General features: G+C 45.0%; 22 protein-coding genes, 1 tRNA gene and 1 pseudogene. 15 read left to right on the top strand and 9 right to left on the bottom strand.

The annotated features are described in order from the left end of the window. Positions 1 to 22: 22 nt before the first annotated feature. From remB to dnaA, 5 genes are all read right to left on the bottom strand, one after another. The gene (gene remB / locus L693_RS0103205) at positions 23 to 274 is read right to left on the bottom strand and encodes an extracellular matrix regulator RemB (RefSeq protein ID WP_007433255.1); all 252 of its coding nucleotides are present in this window, start codon (positions 272 to 274) and stop codon (positions 23 to 25) included. A gap of 16 nt (positions 275 to 290) precedes the next feature. After that, positions 291 to 1,406: a DNA replication/repair protein RecF gene (gene recF, locus L693_RS0103200; RefSeq protein WP_025716024.1), complete on the bottom strand. Its 1,116-nt coding sequence runs from the start codon at positions 1,404 to 1,406 to the stop codon at positions 291 to 293. A gap of 54 nt (positions 1,407 to 1,460) precedes the next feature. Beyond that, a complete protein-coding gene (yaaA, locus tag L693_RS0103195) occupies positions 1,461 to 1,679 on the bottom strand; it encodes a S4 domain-containing protein YaaA (protein WP_025716023.1) in 219 nt (72 codons plus the stop codon). Positions 1,680 to 1,725: 46 nt separating this feature from the next. Continuing rightward, positions 1,726 to 2,868: a DNA polymerase III subunit beta gene (gene dnaN / locus L693_RS0103190; protein WP_025716022.1), complete on the bottom strand. Its 1,143-nt coding sequence runs from the start codon at positions 2,866 to 2,868 to the stop codon at positions 1,726 to 1,728. Positions 2,869 to 3,054: 186 nt separating this feature from the next. Then, positions 3,055 to 4,401: a chromosomal replication initiator protein DnaA gene (gene dnaA, locus L693_RS0103185; RefSeq protein WP_025716021.1), complete on the bottom strand. Its 1,347-nt coding sequence runs from the start codon at positions 4,399 to 4,401 to the stop codon at positions 3,055 to 3,057. Between the two features lie 1,066 nt (positions 4,402 to 5,467). Here dnaA and rpmH point away from each other — a divergent pair. The 11 genes from rpmH (at position 5,468) to L693_RS0103130 (ending at position 15,809) form a co-directional block, all read left to right on the top strand. After that, positions 5,468 to 5,602, top strand: a complete 135-nt coding sequence (rpmH, locus tag L693_RS0103180) for a 50S ribosomal protein L34 (protein WP_007433250.1) — start codon at positions 5,468 to 5,470, stop codon at positions 5,600 to 5,602. A gap of 261 nt (positions 5,603 to 5,863) precedes the next feature. Next, positions 5,864 to 6,214, top strand: coding sequence for a ribonuclease P protein component (rnpA, locus tag L693_RS0103175; protein ID WP_013312817.1), 351 nt, complete (start codon positions 5,864 to 5,866; stop codon positions 6,212 to 6,214). 71 nt (positions 6,215 to 6,285) lie between these two features. Continuing rightward, positions 6,286 to 7,152, top strand: a complete 867-nt coding sequence (locus L693_RS0103170; protein WP_025716020.1) for a YidC/Oxa1 family membrane protein insertase — start codon at positions 6,286 to 6,288, stop codon at positions 7,150 to 7,152. Continuing rightward, a complete protein-coding gene (jag, locus tag L693_RS0103165; protein ID WP_025716019.1) occupies positions 7,149 to 7,907 on the top strand; it encodes an RNA-binding cell elongation regulator Jag/EloR in 759 nt (252 codons plus the stop codon). Before L693_RS0103170 ends, jag begins: the two co-directional genes overlap by 4 nt. 127 nt (positions 7,908 to 8,034) lie before the next feature. Next, positions 8,035 to 9,411 carry a tRNA uridine-5-carboxymethylaminomethyl(34) synthesis GTPase MnmE gene (gene mnmE, locus L693_RS0103160; RefSeq protein ID WP_025716018.1) on the top strand — a complete coding sequence of 459 codons (1,377 nt, stop codon included), beginning with the start codon at positions 8,035 to 8,037 and terminating at the stop codon, positions 9,409 to 9,411. A gap of 97 nt (positions 9,412 to 9,508) precedes the next feature. Then, the gene (gene mnmG, locus L693_RS0103155; protein WP_025716017.1) at positions 9,509 to 11,398 is read left to right on the top strand and encodes a tRNA uridine-5-carboxymethylaminomethyl(34) synthesis enzyme MnmG; all 1,890 of its coding nucleotides are present in this window, start codon (positions 9,509 to 9,511) and stop codon (positions 11,396 to 11,398) included. Further along, positions 11,399 to 12,121 carry a 16S rRNA (guanine(527)-N(7))-methyltransferase RsmG gene (gene rsmG / locus L693_RS0103150; RefSeq protein ID WP_025716016.1) on the top strand — a complete coding sequence of 241 codons (723 nt, stop codon included), beginning with the start codon at positions 11,399 to 11,401 and terminating at the stop codon, positions 12,119 to 12,121. 365 nt (positions 12,122 to 12,486) lie between these two features. Beyond that, positions 12,487 to 13,305: a nucleoid occlusion protein gene (noc, locus tag L693_RS0103145; protein ID WP_025716015.1), complete on the top strand. Its 819-nt coding sequence runs from the start codon at positions 12,487 to 12,489 to the stop codon at positions 13,303 to 13,305. Positions 13,306 to 13,492: 187 nt separating this feature from the next. Then, positions 13,493 to 14,254 carry a ParA family protein gene (locus L693_RS0103140; protein ID WP_007433242.1) on the top strand — a complete coding sequence of 254 codons (762 nt, stop codon included), beginning with the start codon at positions 13,493 to 13,495 and terminating at the stop codon, positions 14,252 to 14,254. After that, a complete protein-coding gene (locus L693_RS0103135) occupies positions 14,247 to 15,089 on the top strand; it encodes a ParB/RepB/Spo0J family partition protein (RefSeq protein ID WP_025716014.1) in 843 nt (280 codons plus the stop codon). Before L693_RS0103140 ends, L693_RS0103135 begins: the two co-directional genes overlap by 8 nt. A 198-nt stretch (positions 15,090 to 15,287) precedes the next feature. Next, positions 15,288 to 15,809: a DUF4446 family protein gene (locus L693_RS0103130; protein ID WP_025716013.1), complete on the top strand. Its 522-nt coding sequence runs from the start codon at positions 15,288 to 15,290 to the stop codon at positions 15,807 to 15,809. Here the strand turns inward: L693_RS0103130 and yyaC are convergent. Beyond that, positions 15,763 to 16,368 carry a spore protease YyaC gene (gene yyaC, locus L693_RS0103125; RefSeq protein ID WP_025716012.1) on the bottom strand — a complete coding sequence of 202 codons (606 nt, stop codon included), beginning with the start codon at positions 16,366 to 16,368 and terminating at the stop codon, positions 15,763 to 15,765. The two genes, L693_RS0103130 and yyaC, sit on opposite strands and share 47 nt — an antisense overlap. Positions 16,369 to 16,614: 246 nt before the next feature. Between yyaC and L693_RS0103120 the strand changes: the two genes are divergently transcribed. The 3 genes from L693_RS0103120 to L693_RS0103110 all read left to right on the top strand — a co-directional run bounded on the left by L693_RS0103120 (position 16,615) and on the right by L693_RS0103110 (position 17,947). Further along, complete coding sequence (locus L693_RS0103120) at positions 16,615 to 17,565, top strand: mechanosensitive ion channel family protein (RefSeq protein WP_025716011.1); 951 nt, start codon at positions 16,615 to 16,617, stop codon at positions 17,563 to 17,565. After that, positions 17,555 to 17,779, top strand: coding sequence for a DUF951 domain-containing protein (locus tag L693_RS0103115; RefSeq protein ID WP_025716010.1), 225 nt, complete (start codon positions 17,555 to 17,557; stop codon positions 17,777 to 17,779). Before L693_RS0103120 ends, L693_RS0103115 begins: the two co-directional genes overlap by 11 nt. Before the next feature lie 77 nt (positions 17,780 to 17,856). Then, positions 17,857 to 17,947, top strand: a tRNA-Ser gene (locus tag L693_RS0103110). 303 nt (positions 17,948 to 18,250) lie between these two features. On the opposite strand, the gene L693_RS30985 is transcribed toward L693_RS0103110, so the two are convergent. The 3 genes and pseudogenes from L693_RS30985 to L693_RS0103095 all read right to left on the bottom strand — a co-directional run bounded on the left by L693_RS30985 (position 18,251) and on the right by L693_RS0103095 (position 19,656). Next, entirely contained in the window at positions 18,251 to 18,397 is a 147-nt protein-coding gene (locus tag L693_RS30985; RefSeq protein ID WP_231503510.1) for a hypothetical protein, read from the bottom strand. Between the two features lie 380 nt (positions 18,398 to 18,777). Further along, positions 18,778 to 19,095 (bottom strand): annotated as a pseudogene (locus L693_RS27620) (hypothetical protein). Positions 19,096 to 19,461: 366 nt separating this feature from the next. Beyond that, a complete protein-coding gene (locus tag L693_RS0103095) occupies positions 19,462 to 19,656 on the bottom strand; it encodes a YjzC family protein (RefSeq protein ID WP_013373906.1) in 195 nt (64 codons plus the stop codon). A 236-nt stretch (positions 19,657 to 19,892) separates the two neighbouring features. Between L693_RS0103095 and rpsF the strand changes: the two genes are divergently transcribed. Then, positions 19,893 to 20,177 carry a 30S ribosomal protein S6 gene (gene rpsF / locus L693_RS0103090; protein WP_007433230.1) on the top strand — a complete coding sequence of 95 codons (285 nt, stop codon included), beginning with the start codon at positions 19,893 to 19,895 and terminating at the stop codon, positions 20,175 to 20,177. Positions 20,178 to 20,201 lie beyond the last annotated feature (24 nt).

The following is a 20,201-nucleotide window of genomic DNA, read 5'->3' as shown; positions in this document are numbered from 1 at the left end:
CCTACTTCTATAGATTTCTATGTTAAGCATTGGCAACAAACTGGTTTGCCCGCTTTTTGAGTGTTGTTGAGGAGATGGGGGAATAATACACCGTATTCTGAGTCACTACAATGGACTTGGCTTCCTCTTCGCCAATCATCTCGACATGCTTTTGCTGCTGGGCATGGTTCACGTATTGCTTGGAGATTTTGGAGGATTTTTCAATCGAGATATCGAAAATAGCCACAAGCTCTGACGAGCGGATGATTTTTTCGCCACCCAGATGAATATACATATCGGTTACTCACTCCTTAGTATTCCACATGCCCGTCGTGGACGTGATAAATATTCGCATCCTTAAGTCGTTCCGCGTTCAAACTCTCAATCCCGGTTGCGGTGATAAAAGTCTGTACCTTGCTCTGGAAAGTTTCGATCAGCTGAGTTTGGCGATAGGGATCTAGCTCAGACAAAACGTCATCCAGTAGCAGGACAGGATATTCACCAATTTCCTCATGAATTAATTCAATTTCGGCCAGCTTCAAGGACAGGGCCGTCGTCCGCTGCTGCCCCTGAGAGCCATACGTATGCACTTCTCTGCCATTAATGGCAAAGGCCAAATCATCACGATGGGGTCCCGCCAAAGTCATACCACGGCGGATTTCCTGTTCCCTCATTTGGGATAACTTTATCATAAAACGCTCCAATAAGACAGCTTCATCTTCTTCCTCCGGCTCACTGAAGGAGGGAACATAGGATAATTTTAGCTCTTCAGTCCCCCCCGCGATTCCTTCATGAATGGCCTGAGCCCACCTTTGCAGCTTTGTTATAAATTGTTTCCGCTTTTTAACAATTTTAACACCATGCTCAACAAGTTGCTCGTTCCATACCTCCAGCATCAGTTGCACCGAGGCCATATCTTTCCCCCACGCTTGCTTGAGCAGGTTGTTTCGCTGAGCCAGTACCTTTTGATATTGCTGCAAATGATACAGATAGCCCGGAGCTACCTGTCCAATTTCCATGTCAAGAAACCGGCGGCGAACCCCCGGTGTTCCTTTGACAATTTCCAGATCCTCGGGCGCAAACATGACCACGTTTAACGAACCGATAAAATCACTCAGCTTTCGCTGCTCCAGTCCGTTGATCTTCGCTTTTTTACCATGTGTGGATAACGAAAGATCAAGCCTGATTTTCCCGTATTTTTTATCCACATCTGCAGCCAGATGGGTAGAAGCAGCCCCGAAAGAAATTAACTCCTTATCACGCGACGTTCTGTGGCTTTTGGTCAAAGCCAGCACAAAAATCGCCTCTACGAGATTCGTTTTGCCCTGGGCATTTTGTCCAATCAGCAAATTAACGGGCCCAAAATCACTCAGCTCCAGCTGTTCATAGTTCCGGTACTGCTGCAAAGCAATGTTGTTCACAAACACATAGGGTCCCCCTTGCTACTCCGTACCTAAAAGGAGTCCTTGCCGACTAGGCGATTATGCTCCTGTCGTAACCTCGAAACTTCCGTTGTCCTCTACTTCTACAGTATCGCCAGGGTAAAGCTTTCTTCCCCGACGTTCTTCCGGCTCACCATTAACGCGAACTTGTCCCTCCTGTAAGAGGGCTTTGGCCATTCCACCTGTAGATACACAGTCAGCCAGTTTTAAAAATTGATCGAGCTTGATGTACTCGGTCTGTATCGCTATACGTTTCAAGGCTTGTTCATCCTTTCGTTTGTTCTCGGGTGGGTAATGCTACATGTTAGTTGGTTGTGCGGTATGGCAGGATAATGTACAGCGCATTGCTGGAATCTGCCGGTTTTAAAATAATCGGGCTCATGATGCCAGTGAAAGCGATCGTCAACTGCTCACTGTCAATCACCTTCAGCACGTCGAGCATATATTTGGAGTTGAATGAGATTTTGAGTGGCTCTCCCTCAAATTTGGAGACAGTTACTTCCTCACGTACTTTACCAAGCTCAGAGGAGCTAGAGGAAATTTCCAGACCACCATTTTCCAAAGACTGCATTTTTACAATATTCGTTTTTTCCTCACGGGACAGCAAATAAGCACGGTCGATAGACTCGCTCAAACTTTTTGTATCCACAATCAGTTCTGTTTTATAGGAGGTCGGAATAATCCTAGAAGTATCAGGATAGGTTCCATCCAGAATGCGGGAATAAAAGAGTACCCGGTCCACTTTGAAAAGCACCTGATTGTCCGCTACAACAATATCCACAAGCATATTTTGGTCCGGAATAATCCTACTCAGCTCATTCAGCGTTTTGCCTGCAATGACAACATTGCTAAAACGCAAGCCTTCAGATGATTCCAATCGAGCGCTGCGGGTGGCCAGGCGGTGGCGGTCCGTTGCTACAAACTTTAATTCTCCCTCAGCCAAATTCCATAATACCCCGGTCAAAATAGGTGTTGTTTCGTGGGTAGAAATGGAGAAAACCGTCTGTTTGATCATATTTTTGAGCAAATCACCTGGTACAGAGATAACCTGATTTTCTTCAATGTTGGGAAGCACCGGGAATTCCTCAGGGTCCAAACCAACGATCTGAATTTCAGTCGCACCAGACGAGATGAAGGTTTGGAACTGATCCTTCACCTCCATACGAATCTCTTGAGACGGTAGTTTTTTGATAATTTCGACAAAGAATTTGGCTGGCAGGACAACACTTCCGGGGTGTTCAACCTGAACGACAGTCTGGTCTCCATCCTCCATTGGAATAAAAGATTGAATAGAGATATCTGTGTCACTGGCCGTCAGTGTCACTCCTTGATGATTCACATCCAGCTTAATACCACTAAGAATTGGAATCGTAGTCCGACTCGATATAGCTTTGGATACATGCTGTATAGCCTCGTTTAAAACGTTTTTCAGAATGCTGATCTTCATAAGTTCCTCCTACGGGTTTTATTCCTTCAAGCACGCGTTGGCGCGGGCCTTATTTAGGTGATGTATATCTTTAAAATATAGTAGTAATAGTAATAGGCGCACTGAATATGTGGATAAGTAGGTTTAAACCTAATAAAATCAAGCCTATCCACATGTGTATAAATTGTGTATAGGCTCTGAACTTGTTCAGGTTGGATTTTTGATTTTCTCTATTAGGTTGTTGATAACTTTGAACAGCTCCTGATCCACTTGAATGGATTTGGAGATTTTTTCGTGCGCATGAATGACTGTTGTATGATCGCGTCCACCAAAGGCTTCGCCAATTTTAGGCAGAGAATAGTCGGTTAACTCACGCGACAGGTACATAGCGATCTGTCGTGGAAATGCCACAGCCTTTGTCCGCTTACGCGCCTTAAAATCTTCCAGGCGCAGATTGTAAAATTCCCCGACTTGATGCTGTATATCCTGAATCGTGATCATTTTAGGGCGGCTGGACGGGATAATATCCTTCAACGCCTCGGCCGCAAGATGACTTGATACATCCTGATTGGTTAAGGATGAATAGGCGACAACGCGAATCAACGCTCCCTCCAGCTCACGGATGTTTGTATCAATCTGGTTGGCGATATACATCATGGCCTCGTTGGGAATGTCCAGGTTTTCCGCACGGGCTTTTTTCCGAAGGATAGCGATTCTGGTCTCCAAATCCGGTGGCTGAATATCCGTAATGAGTCCCCACTCGAAGCGGGAGCGCAGCCGTTCCTCCAGCGTCGGAATTTCCTTAGGAGGTCGGTCACTGGAGATGATAATCTGCTTGCGTTCCTCATGAAGCGCATTGAACGTATGGAAAAATTCCTCCTGAGTCGATTCCTTGCCCGCAATGAATTGAATATCATCAATGAGCAAAATATCAATGTTGCGATATTTGTTCCGGAAGCTCTCCCCGCGGTTATCCCGGATGGCATTAATGAATTCGTTAGTAAACTTCTCCGACGATAAATATACGACCTTGCTGGTCGGATTGTGCTCCAAAATATAGTGCCCGATGGCGTGCATCAGATGCGTTTTGCCCAAACCTACACCGCCGTAAAGAAACAGCGGATTGTATGCTTTGGCCGGCGCCTCGGCGACGGCCAGCGATGCTGCGTGAGCAAAACGGTTCCCCGATCCGATGACGAATGTATCGAATGTATATTTGGGATTTAGCATATGGGACACGGCCTCTTCATGTACGACCGGCTGCTGCTGAGGTTGCTGCTGAAGATCGAACTCGGGAGGCTTGTTTTCCTCAATGACGAACTTAACCTCCAGCTGCTTACCCAAAATTTCATAAACCGTTGCTCCGACTAGCTTGGTATAGCGGCTTTCGAGCCATTCCACGGCAAAAGTTGTCGGGGCAGAAATCACAATGGAGTGGTCATTCAGTTTCGCTGCCTTGGTAGCCTTAAACCAAGTGTCGTAACTCGGCTTACTCAGCTTGGTTTGTATAATGGATAGAATTTGCTGCCATAGTTCAGAGATATGGCTGTCCACAGACGTCACTCCTTTTAAATCCTGACATTTTGCCGATTGACTGAGAGCTGCTCCCGGCGTTTCGGCAAAACGCCTAAAATCCCAAAAATATTGTTGAAGGCCATAAAAAGACATACCGCCGCCTAAATCATGCGGCAGTGTGGTGAGAGAACGCAGCACAAAATGGCCCTGAAAAATAACTGATGGAAAATTCCACTGCTATGGGCAGAAGAAGGGCGAAATTTCTCAGGAGGGAATGTGCGGCACGATCCGTTCTCTTAATCCCGCAGGCCAAAACAGGACTGCAATATGTCGAAATCAAATGAAAAATGTAGAATATATCCCCAGAATCCCGAATCCGCACAAAAACAAAAAGATGGATAAATTGAACTTGTTCACAACTTTATCCACAGGGTGTTGATAATATGGAGGGTAAAACAACATATTCACATTCAAAAGTAATATCATCATAGCAAAAGAAGCCTTGTATTTCAATGACTCGTGGTTATTTATCCACAAATTCAATCTGTTGTGTACAATTTTTATTCACAACACAAGATATTGTTTATAATTTGTTCAGTTTTCGACAATAACTCTTTTTTGCTCTAAAATGTTATGCACAGGTTATGACCATTTAAATCACAATTCTGTTCTTTTTGTGAATCTGTGTATAACAGCCGTTGCCTTTTGGTTACAGGGACTTGTTTTTCTGTTGAAAATTTCCGGTAACGTTTCCGACATTGTTTTTGAATGAACTGGCGACAGCGATCCGAAAAAGACTGAATTAAAGTTGGAAAATGAATAGATGATAGATACGAGTAGTTTCGGCAGGGGAAGAATGCAGATGAGTTGCTGAATGAGAGAAGAGAGAAACAAAAAAGTGTCGCTAAATTAGGGCAAATGAGAGTGAAGTAATGAATGTATGAGAAGGATCGGATTTCTGAACACGAAAAAGAGGGAGAGGACTCACAATCACATTGACTTTGACGGTTATTTGTGGTTAAATGTACAAAGGTGTTTTTTGTGGAGATTGCTACGTTAGGTATATTCCATATAAAACGTATTCCTTGTAAGGAGGTGCAGCACAATGAGACCGACTTTCAGACCGAATGTCAGCAAACGTAAAAAGGTTCACGGCTTCCGTAAAAGAATGAGCACAAAGAATGGCCGTAAAGTTTTGGCGGCTCGTCGCCAAAAAGGTAGAAAAGTATTGAGTGCGTAATGCGTGCATAAAGACCACTACGGTGGTCTTTTTTTTCATAATTGAGGTATTAACGGACCGGATCGCTTCCTCTAATTTGTAGAAATGCAATGAAAAAGAGGGTGAAGTGCCGAATCCTGCGCTATATTAGATGAAGCTTTTGAAAATGAATGTAAAATAAGCGAGATTACCATGACGGAATGTTGTCCATACTTCTTACTATATAAGAGGTAAGGATTGACTTACCGAAGTGTGTAAAAGAGATGAGCAAGGAGAAGCGCCGTGCAAAAAAAATTGCGTCTTCGAAACCGGGCGGACTTTGGGCGTGTATACCGCCATGGCAAATCTTTTGCCAACCATCAGTTTGTGGTGTACTGGTTCCGCCGTAGAGAGGTAGAGCAGTTCCGTGTCGGAATTTCTGCCAGCAAGAAGATCGGCAATGCAGTTGTCCGTAACCGGATGCGCAGAATCGTCAAGGAAATTGTGCGTCATCATGAGCATGAATTGGTGGAGCAGATTGATTTGATTTTTATTGTCCGTAAGGGTGCGGTTACGATGTCGTATCAAGAGCTGGAGAAAAGCGTGCTGCACGTTCTGCGCAAAGCCTCGCTGCTCAAGTCTTCACGCCGATAGTCAGTATCTTTGTCCTACAGGATATGGTATGATTTACGTTGGAATGGATTGGTTAAGAAAGGGGTTATGAAGTGTCGCGTTTGAAGACTCAACGGGGGAAATGGTTCCTCCTAATTGCCGTATTGGCACTTGTTGCCGTACTGTCCGGGTGTGCCCCGACGGTTCACAATTCTTACACGACGGCAGACTTGGCCAACGGATCGTGGTGGCAAAGATATGTCGTTTACTGGTTTTCGTATGCGCTGGATACATTTGCCCAATGGTTCTCTGGAGAGTATGGCCTGGCCGTACTGATACTGGTGATTATCGTGCGCACCATTATTTTGCCGCTTACACTCAAGCAAGTACGCAGTTCCAAAGCTATGCAGGCCATTCAGCCGCAATTAAAAGAAATTCAAGCGAAATACAAGGATACACCTGAGAAAGTCCAGCAAGAGACGATGAGATTGTTTCAGGAAAACAAGGTCAACCCGATGGCGGGCTGTCTGCCTTTAGTCGTGCAAATGCCGATTTTTATCGCGCTTTATAATGCCATTTACTATAATTCGGCATTACGGGATCATGACTTTTTGTGGCTCCAGTTAGGTAAACCGGATCACTTCTTCATCCTGCCGATTCTGGCAGCGATTACGACATTTGTCCAAACCTGGATGATGATGAAAATGAATCCTACGCCGCAGCAGGGACCTATGCAGTTTTTGCTGTACGTTTACCCGGTGCTGATTCTGTTCATGTCGTATAACTTCCCATCCGCTTTGCCGTTGTATTGGTTCTACAGTAATATCTACACAATTATTCAAAACTATTTCCTTTATCGCAATAATGGTAAAGAAGCTGCCCTGGCGAATGTGAAAACAGCCAGTCATACAAAAACAGGTTCCTCCAATAGCAAGAAAAAGAACAACAGAAACTCGAAGGGGGCTAAAAAGTCGAGATGACCAAGGTCGTGACATCAGGAAAAACCGTTGAAGATGCTGTAAAACAAGGACTCTCCCAACTGGGAGTAAGCCGTGAACGGGTAACCGTAAACGTGTTGGAACAGCCGTCAAAAGGATTCCTGGGATGGCTCGGGGTCAAGAAGGCCAAGGTGGAGCTTACGCTGTTGTCTGAACCGTCTCCCGAAACCATACACGCGGCTGAACCTCATGTATCGGCTCAAGTGCCTTCTAGTATAGGACAGGCTATTTCAGAAGCTGCGCCTGTTGCGCGGGAAGCACACATCAGTTCGGAAGCCTCTGAGGGACAAGTTGATCCCTATGAGGAGGCGACTCGTTTTATCCGCGAAACAGCAGCAGGAATGGGATTGGACGTTGAAGTTGATGTCCACCACCGCAAGGATGAAAGTATACTGGATATCTCCGGTCCGTCGCTCGGCATGCTGATTGGTCGTCGGGGACAGACCCTGGACGCATTGCAGTATCTGACGAATATTGTTGCCAACCGTCATTCTGACAAATTCATCCGAATTGTTCTGGATGCCGAGCAATTTCGCGCACGTCGGCAGAAAACGCTGGAGGATTTGGCAGATCGGTTGGCGAACCAGGCTATTCGTTACGGCAAGGAAGTCGTGTTGGAGCCAATGCCGTCACAGGAGCGAAAGCTGATTCATGCCAAGCTTCAACAGCATGCGCAGGTTAGAACATACAGCAAAGGGGACGAGCCGAATCGGCGCGTCGTCATTGCCAAAAAATAATCCGACGCAATGGATCTCTGCATGGTGCAGAAGCCATTGCTTTTTTTCTTATATTTCTGGTGAAACGGATGCCGTCCTTACTCAAGGACGGCAAAGCCGGTTCTACTTGATAGGAGGTAGAAACGATATGCTGAGCGATACCATAGCTGCCATTGCAACGGCTGTCGGCGAGGGCGGCATTGCGGTCATACGGGTCAGCGGCCCGGAAGCTGTCACGGAAGTGGAGGATTTGTTCCGCAGTAAAACGCCTTTAAGCAAGGCTCCATCTCACACGGTACACTATGGACATATTATAGATCCTCACAACCATGAAAAGGTGGAGGAAGTTTTAGTGACGGTGATGCGGGCGCCACGCTCTTTCACAACAGAAGATGTAGTAGAGATCAGTACTCATGGCGGAGTAGTAGCCGTCAAACGGGTTATGGATTTATTATTGCTGCAAAATATACGTTTGGCCGAGCCAGGCGAATTCACGAAGCGAGCCTTTTTGAATGGTCGTATTGACCTGAGCCAGGCAGAGGGGGTCATCGACCTTATTCGTTCGAAGTCAGATAAAGCCTTTTCGGTCGCTCTGAAGCAGGTGGATGGACATCTGTCGCAAAATATTCGTCGCTTGCGTAATATTTTGGTAGAAACGCTCGCTCATATTGAAGTAAACATTGATTATCCTGAGCATGACGTGGAATCTTTTACGTCTGAGTTAATTAAGGATAAGAGCAGCCAGGTCATGGCCGAGATTGATCGGCTGCTGCATACGGCAGAGCAGGGGAAAATTTTGCGTGAGGGTCTGACCACAGCGATTGTCGGAAGACCGAATGTGGGCAAATCCTCGCTGTTGAATACACTGGCTCAGGGTGAACGGGCGATTGTGACCGATATTCCGGGCACCACTCGTGATGTTATTGAGGAATATGTCACGGTTAATAACATCCCGCTCAAGCTGTTGGACACCGCCGGGATTCGTGAAACGATGGATGTAGTGGAACGAATCGGAGTAGAGCGTTCGAGAACGGCGGTCAGTGAAGCGGATCTGTTGCTCGTTGTGATTAATGCCAACGAACCGCTACATGAGGATGAAATGGCATTAATGGAACAAATCCGCGGTAGACAAGCGATTATCATTATGAATAAAATGGACTTACCGGCTCAAGTGGACCGGGATTTGCTGCTGCGCTATGTACCTGAGGAGCTCATCGTACCGATGTCCGTCAAGGAGAACGAGGGAGCAGACCGACTGGAGCAGGCCATATCCAATTTATTTTTCAGCGGTAAGCTGGAATCAGCCGATATGACATATGTCAGCAATGTAAGGCATATTGCTTTGTTGAAGAAGGCTCGCCAATCACTGGCAGATGCCTATGAAGCTGCAGATCAATTTGTACCAATCGACATGATTCAGATTGATGTAAGGCTGGCGTGGGAGCATTTGGGTGAAATTGTGGGCGATACTGCGCATGATGCGTTAATAGATCAAATATTTTCACAATTTTGTCTGGGGAAATAGGACATTCAAGCATGGCTGGTATAAGCCCTGCTATCGTTATAGATATACAAATGCATATTCGGCGGAAGACCGAAATGTATAAGGAGGTAAGAGAGGTATGGGATATCAAGGAGGCGACTATGATGTAATTGTCGTAGGCGCGGGCCATGCGGGCGTAGAATCCGCCTTGGCAGCAGCCCGGATGGGCTGTCGTACGTTGATGATTACAATTAACCTGGATATGGTCGCGTTTATGCCCTGCAACCCGTCTATTGGCGGTCCTGCAAAGGGTCATGTAGTGCGGGAAATTGATGCTTTGGGCGGTGAAATGGGCCGCAATATCGACAAGACATTTATCCAAATGCGTATGCTGAATACAGGTAAGGGACCTGCAGTTCATGCATTGCGTGCACAGGCTGACAAGTTCTCTTATCAGCATACGATGAAGGAAACAATGGAGAAGGAACCCAATCTTACCCTGCGTCAAGGCATGGTGGAAGAACTGATTATTGAAGACGGCCATTGCGTAGGCGTGATTACGAAGACAGGCACAGAGTATCGAAGCAAAGCAGTTGTGCTGACTACAGGGACCTATCTGCGCGGAAAAATCATTATGGGTGAGCTGATGTATGAGAGTGGTCCGAACAATCAGCAGCCTTCGGTGAGATTGGCTGAGCATTTGAAAGAGCTGGGCTTTGATCTCGTTCGATTCAAGACAGGCACACCGCCACGGGTGCATAAGGATACGATTGATTTTAGCAAAACGGAAATTCAGCCGGGGGACGACCAACCGAAGTTTTTTTCTTACGAAACGAAGTCTTCGGATAATGAACAGCTCCCTTGCTGGCTGACGTATACTTCGGTAGAAACACATCAGATTATTAATGATAATTTGCATCGTGCGCCGATGTTCTCCGGTCTGATCGAAGGTACGGGCCCGCGTTATTGTCCATCCATTGAAGATAAAGTGGTACGTTTCAGTGATAAGCCGAAGCACCAAATCTTTTTGGAGCCTGAGGGTAAAAACACATCTGAATACTATGTTCAAGGCTTGTCGACCAGCTTGCCGGAGGATGTACAATTAGCTGTACTGCGCACCATTCCGGGGATGGAAAAGGTAGAGATGATGCGTAACGGCTATGCTATTGAGTATGATGCGATGGTCCCTACGCAATTGTGGCCTACTTTGGAGACGAAAAAGGTCCCTGGCTTGTTCACGGCAGGCCAGATTAATGGTACTTCCGGTTATGAGGAAGCCGCTGGTCAAGGCATTATGGCAGGGATTAACGCAGCTCGTAAGGTGCAGGGCAAAGAGCCTGTTGTATTGGATCGCTCTCAAGGCTACATTGGAGTTCTGATCGACGATCTGGTAACTAAAGGTACGAATGAGCCTTACCGCCTGCTGACATCCCGCGCAGAATACCGTCTATTGTTGCGCCATGATAATGCAGATCTGCGATTGACGCCGATTGGGCATGAGATTGGCCTGATTACGGATGAACGGTATGAACGCTTTTTGGACAAAAAGCAAAAGGTAGAACAAGAGATTGAGCGTCTTCGCTTGGCGAAGGTTCGTCCAGTTGATGTAAATGAAATGTTGGAGCAAGGCGGTTCCGCACCGATACAAGATGGTAGTAATTTGTTAACGGTGCTGCGTCGACCAGAGATCAGCTATGCACAGGTTGCGCAAATTTCACCTTCACCTATCGCTCTCACTGAAGAAGAGCAGGAGCAGGTCGAAATCCAAATTAAGTATGCGGGCTACATTGAGAAGCAATTGATGCATGTAGAACGTCTGCAAAAGATGGAGAAAAAGAAGCTTCCAGAGGATATTGCATACCATGAGGTTCAAGGTTTGGCTATTGAAGCGAAGCAGAAGCTTGAAAAAATCCGTCCCATGTCCATCGGCCAGGCATCCCGTATCTCGGGCGTGACCCCTGCGGATATATCCATTCTGCTGGTCTATCTGGAGCATTATAATCGCGTAACGGCAGCGAGGGGATCATAAATGGACGCCATACAGCAGCAATTTAAGCAGCGACTGGCCGAGCATAGCATTGTGATCAATGACAGTCAGCTAGAGCAGTTTGAAACGTATTATCGTGTGTTGATAGAGTGGAATGAGAAAATGAACCTGACGGGGATTACAGAGCGTGATGCAGTGTACACCAAGCATTTTTACGATTCTCTTTCACTCGCCTTCTATGTTCCGTTAAAGGATGTGGGGAGCCTGGCTGACATTGGGTCAGGCGCAGGTTTCCCTGGCATTCCTTTGAAAATATGCTTTCCACATATTCAATTGACTATTGTGGACTCGCTGAACAAACGCATACAGTTCTTAGCACATGTGGTAGAGCAGTTGAGGTTGGAAAATGTTGAACTGATTCACAGCAGGGCAGAGGAGCTAGGACGTAAAGCAGGCTACCGCGATAGTTACGATCTGGTTACCGCCAGAGCTGTTGCCCGGCTTGCGGTACTGAATGAATTTTGTTTGCCTTTTGTCCGTGAAGGAGGTCACTTTGCTGCGATGAAGGGCAGTGATCCAACGGAAGAAATCAAGGAAGCTTCCTACAGCCTGAAAGAGCTAAAGGGTAAAATTAAGCATGTTCAAGCTTTTCATCTACCTGTTGAGGATGCAGCCAGACATATGGTTATTATTGAAAAAAGAGCAGCTACACCAAGGAAATATCCGCGCAAGCCGGGTACTCCCTTGAAAACTCCGTTAGTGTAAATGTTTGAAAAAGAGTGAGTGTTTCACGTGAAACATTCACTTTTTTTATGGCTGAATCGGTAGCTAGTACGGGAACGACAATTTATTAACTGATCCTTCCGAAAAGCTGGTAGAGACGATAGGATTATGGTTAGAAAAGTGATAGAATAGAGATAATCGTTTTAATGTAAGTTGACTACTCCCCGTACTCATTTATCAAGATATACATATAGGGGAGTGGGGCAACAAGGTCAGGAAAGTACGTGGAGTGTACCCACTTACGGGGCTGTCTCATATAAAAGGGGGCTATGATCCGCGTAAGTAACTGTTTTTCACGAAGCGCTGTAAGTATGGTGCTATTATGAAATTAGGTGGTATTATACGGAATGAAAGAACAATTTTCCAAGCTATTTGGTTTGACGGAGCGATCTACTGGGGACGAAATAAAACAAATTCCCGTTCGGGATATTGTCAGCAGTCCTTATCAGCCCCGCACCATATTTGACGACGAAAAGATTGATGAGCTATGCCAGACCATTAAAACGCATGGTGTAATTCAACCGATTGTCGTCCGTTTCCGTAATGGACAATATGAAATTATAGCAGGGGAACGTCGTTGGAGAGCTGTTACCAAACTGGGAATGGACACGATTCCAGCCATTGTTCGTGAGTTTAATGATTCACAAGCTGCATCCATCGCATTGATTGAGAATCTTCAACGAGAAGGGCTGACTGCGATTGAAGAAGCAGTGGCTTACCAGAAGCTGATTGATCTCCATCAGCTTACTCAGGAAAGTCTTGCTCAGCGACTGGGCAAAAGCCAATCTACCATTGCTAACAAGATACGACTGCTTCATCTGCCAGAGAGAGTGAAAGAGGCTCTAATGGAACGGAAGGTGTCCGAGCGTCATGCTCGTGCGTTATTGTCATTAGAGACCGAAGAGCTACAGTATAAGGTTTTGGATGAAGTCATTGCTAAGGAACTCAATGTAAAGCAGACAGAGGCACGAGTGGCCTTTTATAAACAAGTGTCAACGATTAAGAAATCCAAGCGGATTTCCTTTACCAAGGATGTCCGGCTTGCGCTGAATACGATTCGTCAATCCATTGATATGGTGTCTGGCTCAGGCCTGGATATCAAAACCAAGGAGTCCGATCACGAGGATCACTATGAGATTGTCATTCAAATTCCCAAACGTAAGTAAGGGATGCAGCGTACAGGCGGCAGCAATTGCCGCTTTTTCTGTCTAACGCCCAATAAAACCGCAGCATACTCGTATTCATTCTATAAAATTGCCGGTATCCGTAAGTTAAGGATTAAGTAACGTCTCCATAGAGCATTTTGCATCATGGAATGTAGCAGAATTCCGATTAAATTATGAGGTGAATGAAGTGTCAAAAATAATAGCCGTAGCCAATCAAAAGGGCGGAGTGGGCAAAACAACTACTTCCGTGAATTTGGGCGCCGGACTTGCTTCCCTCGGCAAAAGGGTATTGCTCGTGGATATCGACCCGCAAGGTAATACAACCAGCGGTGTGGGTATCAATAAGGCGGATGTGGCAAATTGCATTTATGATGTACTCATTAATGAGGTAGATCCTAGTGAGGCGATTGTCAGCACACAGATTGAGGGGCTGGATATTATTCCAGCAACCATTCAGCTAGCCGGTGCGGAGATCGAACTGGTACCGACTATATCTCGTGAGCTGAGATTAAAAAGATCACTCCAGCTCGTAAAGCATAATTACGATTATATATTAATTGATTGCCCTCCATCGTTGGGTATTTTGACGCTCAATTCATTAACGGCCTCCGATTCAGTCATTATTCCAATCCAGTGTGAATATTACGCATTGGAGGGATTAAGCCAGCTATTGAATACGGTGCGGTTAGTACAGAAGCATTTAAACACCTCATTGCAAATTGAGGGCGTATTGTTAACGATGTTTGATGCCCGTACGAATTTGGGTATTCAAGTGATTGAAGAAGTGAAAAAGTACTTTCAAAGCAAGGTTTATCAGACGATTATTCCACGCAATGTAAGACTTAGCGAAGCCCCATCGCATGGCCAGTCCATTATTACGTATGATCCCCGCTCTCGTGGGGCAGAGGTATATATTGAGTTGGCAAAGGAAGTGGTATCTTATGAGTAAACGGTTGGGAAAGGGACTGGATGCACTCATTCCCTCCCTTACGGTCAATGAAGAGGACAAGGTTGTTGACATTCCGCTTAGCCAGTTGCGTGCAAACCCGTACCAGCCTCGAAAAACGTTTGATGATGAATCCATTAAAGAATTAGCGGAATCCATTCGTCAGCACGGTGTTATCCAACCTATTATTGCACGCAGTGTATTGAGAGGATACGAAATTATAGCGGGGGAAAGACGTTTTCGGGCTTCCCAATTTTGTGGGAATCCAACTATACCTGTAGTCGTTCGTAATTTTACGGATCAGCAGGTGATGGAGATTGCCTTGATTGAAAACTTGCAACGTGAAAATTTGAATGCGATGGAAGTGGCAGTAGCTTATCAGGGGTTGATGGATCAATTCTCCTTAACGCAGGAAGAGCTGTCCCTGAAGGTTGGGAAGTCACGTTCTCATATTGCCAATTTTCTTCGCTTGCTCGCATTACCGGAGGAAGTCAAAGATCATGTTTCACGTGGAACATTGTCTATGGGACATGCCAGAGCCATTGTCGGACTCAAAGATCCAAGTATAGTGAAGCAGCTAGCACTGCAATGCATTGAGCAGCAGTGGAGTGTTCGCGAACTGGAGGAAGCTGTACAACAACTGGATCACAAGCCTGGGATAACGAAGGCCAAAACCAAAATGCGAAAAAAGGACCCCTATATTGACCATATGGAAGAGTCCCTGCGTGAGCGTTTTAAAACGACTGTGAAAATTAAGCACAATAAGGATAAAGGCAAAATCGAATTGAATTATTACAGCCAGCAGGATTTGGAAAGGTTACTGGAGCTATTGCAGTAGTCTGTAACAATGGACATGTCTCCTTGAGCAAAATGGAAAGTGAGATATGTCTTTACTTTGTCCGGAACTGTAAGAATCAGAGTGGTATTGATGGGTAAACTAATAACCCTTCTGTTATTTGTTTCGCTGTTCTCAAACGTATAAAATATAAGATATGCAGGTACATGATTTTTGAGGTAGAGGAGTAGAAGCAAGCATATGGCTGAATTGAATGGACTAATCATGGAACAGCTTGCCGGAATCGTTGCAGGGATCGTGCTCATTTTGCTCTTCCTGTTGATTGTTATTATTGTACAGGGTGCAAAATTGAAGAAAATGCGGCGAAAGTATGAGACCATGATGGCAGGCAGCGGTGTCGAGAATTTAGAAACGCTGCTGATTGATTTGAAAGTACAGATGGATACGATTGAGGATGAGCAGGAAGCCCATCGTGCAAGCATGAAATCTCTACGTAGTAAACTGACTGGAATGAAGGGAACTGTTGGTATCAAACGTTATAATGCTTTTGGTGAAAGAGGAAGCGATTTGAGCTTTTCTTTGGCTATTGTAGATGACAATCAGGACGGCATAGTGTTAACCGGTATTTATAACCGGGATGGCTCTTATGTGTACGCCAAGCCTCTCGAAGCTGGGCAATCATCCTATTCCTTATCCCCTGAAGAGAAAGAAGCCATTACTCTTGCGCAGCAAGCAGGACAGAACGGTAATGCCACTCCTTAATCGCGGAGTATAAGCTACTAGCAATGATATCTGATAATTTCATTACCAGATTTAGCCTTGTATTTTGCAACACGAAGTATTCCATGAAGCCGCCGACGTTAACGATACCTGTCAAATGGATATCGCCGACCGGCGGTAATTCTTTATTTACGCCTGCTCCAGGCTTTAGCGGACCCTCTGCGACCTGGATGCACCCCACACTGGAGGTTTGTCCAAGACATGCATCAATGCCGATGATGTAAGGCTTTTCATACTGGGTATAGATGCCGTTTAGCGTCGTTTGCAGATTCATAGCATGCACAGGCTCATCTAATGTACCATACAGGTTGAATAGAGGGCTTTTATAGCGTGATAAATGGGTGCCTACGAGCGGTCCAAGGCAATCTCCAGTAGAACGGTCGGTGCCGATGCAAATGATGACGATATTCTGTAGACTCGGTGCCTGATGCAGATGGAACAGCAAACGATGGATGATGGCTGATTGGATTCCAGGGTCGGTGTGTGATATTTTTAGGCTAAGGGGTTCTTGCCCCGGAATGAAGTCAGATGGATGAGACATGGTATCTTCCTTTCGCTCTGTAATGGAGTGTGCAAGTTGCAGGTTGCGCTCGCTTTATATAGATCGTTATGGGTGTAACATTTATTCTTTAGATAGTAGCTAGTATATGGATAAGTTTGTGTTTTTATACTTGGGAAAGTAGATTATTCATAGTCGTATGAATAACATCAGTTGATGAGCTTCTATAGTAGAAAATAGAACGCGGAAGCAGGAAGGGAAGCTCCCTTGTTTAAGGAGGAATACAGCATGACCTTTATGCATTGGTTGGAGAGCGACTCAGGCACAGAAGAGGTAGTGAACGGGGCTATCCACTTGAAGGATACTGCGTGGAAATTTTTCACAGATGGTGAGATGTGGTCGACCTTTTTGTTTGTAATTTTGAAAATCGCTATTATTTTCATCATTACCCGTATCTTTATTCGGGTTATTAATAAAATTATAGATAAGTCAATGCAGCAAAAGGGAGATAACAGCAGGTTCCGATTGAATGAGAGACGGTTAACGACTGTTGGGGAACTTCTTAAAAATGTAACGAACATTGTCTTCAATTTTATTTTGATTATGCTGGTATTGTCTCAAATGGGTATTAATCTTGGGCCTCTGATTGCTGGCGCGGGAGTGCTTGGATTGGCTGTTGGTTTTGGAGCACAGAGCTTGGTTAAGGATGTAATTACTGGATTTTTTATTATTTTAGAGGATCAGTTTGCTGTAGGGGACGTCATTCAGACAGGAACCTTCAAAGGGACGGTAGAAATGATTGGGCTGCGTACAACCAGGCTGGTGAGCTGGAAAGGAGAGGTTCACATTTTACCGAACGGCTCCATTACAACGGTTACGAACTTCTCCATGTCCAACGCATTGGCGGTAGTCGACGTACCGATGAAGGTGGAGCGTAGTCTGGAGGAAGCCGTTGGCTTGGTAAAGCAAGCAATCCAGGGGATTGAGGAGTCTAATGCACAGATACTTAATATACCGGATGTGCTAGGGGTGCAGTCCATGACTACAGCAGAGTATATTGTACGTATTGTGGCGGAATGTATGCCGAATACAGCGGCTGTAGTCGAACGGGATATCCAGAATAACATCAAGAAGGCTCTGGAGGATGAGGAACATCGTCAGGCCGCGCTAAAGACGGCGGTAACCCTCGAAAAAGAAGATTACGAAGAAGGAAAAGGGGGAGAGAAGAGTGGAGCGTAAGTCGTTTGAACTAGGGGACATTGTGCAGATGAAGAAGCCTCATCCCTGCGGAACGAATGAAATGGAAATTATCCGTATGGGGATGGATATTCGGATCAAGTGTGTCGGTTGCCAGCACAGTGTGCTGATCCCGCGTGCCAAGTTCGAAAAGAATATGAAGAAGGTGCTGCGCTCAAAGTCCAGTACTCTCGAACAGAACTCGGAAACCATTTGAGCCCGAGAAAGTGAATCATGCTGGACAAGAATCAGCTTGCGTCATGGTTGCAATGATGATATAATAATCCTTGCTGCGGAAAGGTACCCAAGAGGTCCAAGGGGGCTGACTCGAAATCAGTTAGGCGTCGCGAGGCGTGCGTGGGTTCGAATCCCACTCTTTCCGCCACTAACTTCATTGAATAATTAAACCAATCTCTTACGCTTGTGGGCGTAGGAGATTTTCTGTTTTATGGAAAATGTTTTGAAGGCATATCTCTGCTATTGTGTTTTACGAAGTAAAGAACTTAGAAGGGTTGTATTCCCTTTTGGAAAATAGAATCATATTATTAAGAAAATACGCGCTATCCTCAAGTGGATTAGCGCGTATTTTCTGTGCTTTGAGGGACGTACTGAATGATATCTTCAATACCAAATATTTTTTCCAACCCGTGGCTATGAGCGATTTCGTTTATTGCATTTAAGATATTAACTAAGGTTTCAAGCTAATGGTTTTTGTATCGCCACTTGCTAAATCAAGAATAGTAGCAGGTCTTGTTTTCGACTCCACCGCGATCTTGTTACGTGTAGCTCCAATCATTTCTAGTGTTTCACTCAATTTAAAATGAATTTGACTCACGTTAATGAGCCTCCTTAAGAAAATATGTGGATACAAAATTAATAATTTAGTTATTTGTTATTATATCCTACACTACACTACCTGCATCGTAAAACTTTTTTCGTATATCTTATTGACACACTACTCACCGAGTAGTACTTTTTTGTAATTTTCTACTAATAGAGTAGTAATCATTAAGTTTAATTGGTTTTCGTTTTACATACTTTTGCTCCATTTTACAGGGGAAGAAGAGCTTTATTTTTATTAAGAAAGGGGAGACATACAGCTCAATTCTTGTAAAAGATAAGGGTTAGGTTGTTTCTTCTCAGGGGGATCATTATACTCAGAAAAATACTCCTGACAGAAGATGAGATCAGTACCGTCAGGAGTATTTCTTGTGGTTATAGTTGGTTTGGCGGATAATGATAGCGTTTTGTTCTTTTCGAGCCGGAGACCATCAGAAGGATCGCTGCGATCAAATGTAGAACCCAGCCCACGACGGGAATCCAAGCCAGCAAAGAGGTGAGTATTCCCCATGCAGAGCCGTAGATCGCTTCCTGATTGCGTAAAGACAGGATGAGTGTGACTACATGCAGGACAAGCATGAACCCCAGAGCAGATTAGCCGGTCCCGATGACAATGGCTCCTCCCACAATCGGTACGGCAAGCACCAATTCGAATATACCTGATATCCATTTTAGTATTCGAGAATAGCTCATCTTAAAACCTCCGTAATAGTAGGTCTTTGTACTTAGATATATTCTAGCAGAAGGAGCTGAATTAATCTGCATTCTACCAGTATATGCAAAAAGTCCGATAATGCAACAAAGGAGGACCTCAAAGGTCCTCCATCGTAGGCGATACATTTTTAACAGGATACGATCTGTTCAATCACATCATGAAACTCGGTGTACTGACAAGCAATACCAGTGTTGAAAAGACAGTGTCCTTTTACACAAACCTAACGCTTCTAATGTCTTGAATGGATATCCTAACAGTTTGTCCGGCTACGTCGTCCAACGGAACCACACCTCTCTGTTGTACCGCCTAATCATAATATGGCCAAGATTTCGAACAAATATACATTAGTGAACACGGGCTTTCGTTTTTTTCTTCCACTTGCGGTTATGGTTGGTGGTTTTCGGAAAAGAGTCGCCTCTTTCCAGGGTTATTTGCTGCGGGTTTTGAATTTCGGTATGAAAGCTTTTTTCTCCGACCTCCATATATACGCCGTCATTGGGGACCTTGTCGCCTGGTACGAACTCAGTCTTTTCACCCATGAAATTTGTACCTCCTTTAGATAAATAAATTTGGACTGCAACGGTTATTGTGCGCTGTCGTGAGCAGAAACATGCGGAAGTGATATAGAAGTGCATCAGCCGACTTGTGTTGCTTGCACTGAATTGCAGGTTGCATTCAGTCGCTCGATTTGGTAAACTGTTTTAGTGCGAGTTTAGGCTCGTTCCTTGCTCTCAACTAAGATTGAGGGCCTTATGTCCATAAGGAGGTGTAAAGAATGCGCAAATATGAAGTGATGTACATTATTCGTCCTGACATTGAACAAGAAGCTGTTCAAGCGACAGTCGACAAATTCCAAGGTATCATCTCCAACGGCGGTGGCGAAATTACGAATCACGATGTAACTAAACGCCGTCTTGCGTATGAGATCAAGAAATTCCGTGATGGTTCTTTCGTTCTGGTAAACTTCACAGCAGAACCTGCTGTTGTTACTGAGCTTGAGCGTATCATGAAAATTTCTGACGAAGTAATTCGTTATCTCATTACGAACGACGTAGCTTAATTATTGTGCGTGATTATGTAATGA

This window comes from Paenibacillus sp. 1-18, assembly GCF_000520755.1.
Taxonomy (GTDB): Bacteria; Bacillota; Bacilli; order Paenibacillales; family Paenibacillaceae; genus Paenibacillus; species Paenibacillus brasilensis.
Note: the sequence above shows the minus strand (reverse complement) of the source record. Positions and strands in the feature narration are given on the sequence as shown.

Bases quoted from the DNA above. Each gene is read 5' to 3' on its own strand.
- rsmG (WP_025716016.1), top strand. From the start codon at position 11,399: ATGGACGCCATACAGCAGCAATTTAAGCAGCGACTGGCCGAGCATAGC.
- rpmH (WP_007433250.1), top strand. From the start codon at position 5,468: ATGAGACCGACTTTCAGACCGAATGTCAGCAAACGTAAAAAGGTTCAC.
- mnmG (WP_025716017.1), top strand. From the start codon at position 9,509: ATGGGATATCAAGGAGGCGACTATGATGTAATTGTCGTAGGCGCGGGC.
- L693_RS0103135 (WP_025716014.1), top strand. From the start codon at position 14,247: ATGAGTAAACGGTTGGGAAAGGGACTGGATGCACTCATTCCCTCCCTT.
- L693_RS0103120 (WP_025716011.1), top strand. From the start codon at position 16,615: ATGACCTTTATGCATTGGTTGGAGAGCGACTCAGGCACAGAAGAGGTA.
- jag (WP_025716019.1), top strand. From the start codon at position 7,149: ATGACCAAGGTCGTGACATCAGGAAAAACCGTTGAAGATGCTGTAAAA.
- noc (WP_025716015.1), top strand. From the start codon at position 12,487: ATGAAAGAACAATTTTCCAAGCTATTTGGTTTGACGGAGCGATCTACT.
- L693_RS0103095 (WP_013373906.1), bottom strand. From the start codon at position 19,656: ATGGGTGAAAAGACTGAGTTCGTACCAGGCGACAAGGTCCCCAATGAC.
- yyaC (WP_025716012.1), bottom strand. From the start codon at position 16,368: ATGTCTCATCCATCTGACTTCATTCCGGGGCAAGAACCCCTTAGCCTA.
- dnaN (WP_025716022.1), bottom strand. From the start codon at position 2,868: ATGAAGATCAGCATTCTGAAAAACGTTTTAAACGAGGCTATACAGCAT.
- rpsF (WP_007433230.1), top strand. From the start codon at position 19,893: ATGCGCAAATATGAAGTGATGTACATTATTCGTCCTGACATTGAACAA.
- L693_RS0103130 (WP_025716013.1), top strand. From the start codon at position 15,288: ATGGCTGAATTGAATGGACTAATCATGGAACAGCTTGCCGGAATCGTT.
- remB (WP_007433255.1), bottom strand. From the start codon at position 274: ATGTATATTCATCTGGGTGGCGAAAAAATCATCCGCTCGTCAGAGCTT.
- mnmE (WP_025716018.1), top strand. From the start codon at position 8,035: ATGCTGAGCGATACCATAGCTGCCATTGCAACGGCTGTCGGCGAGGGC.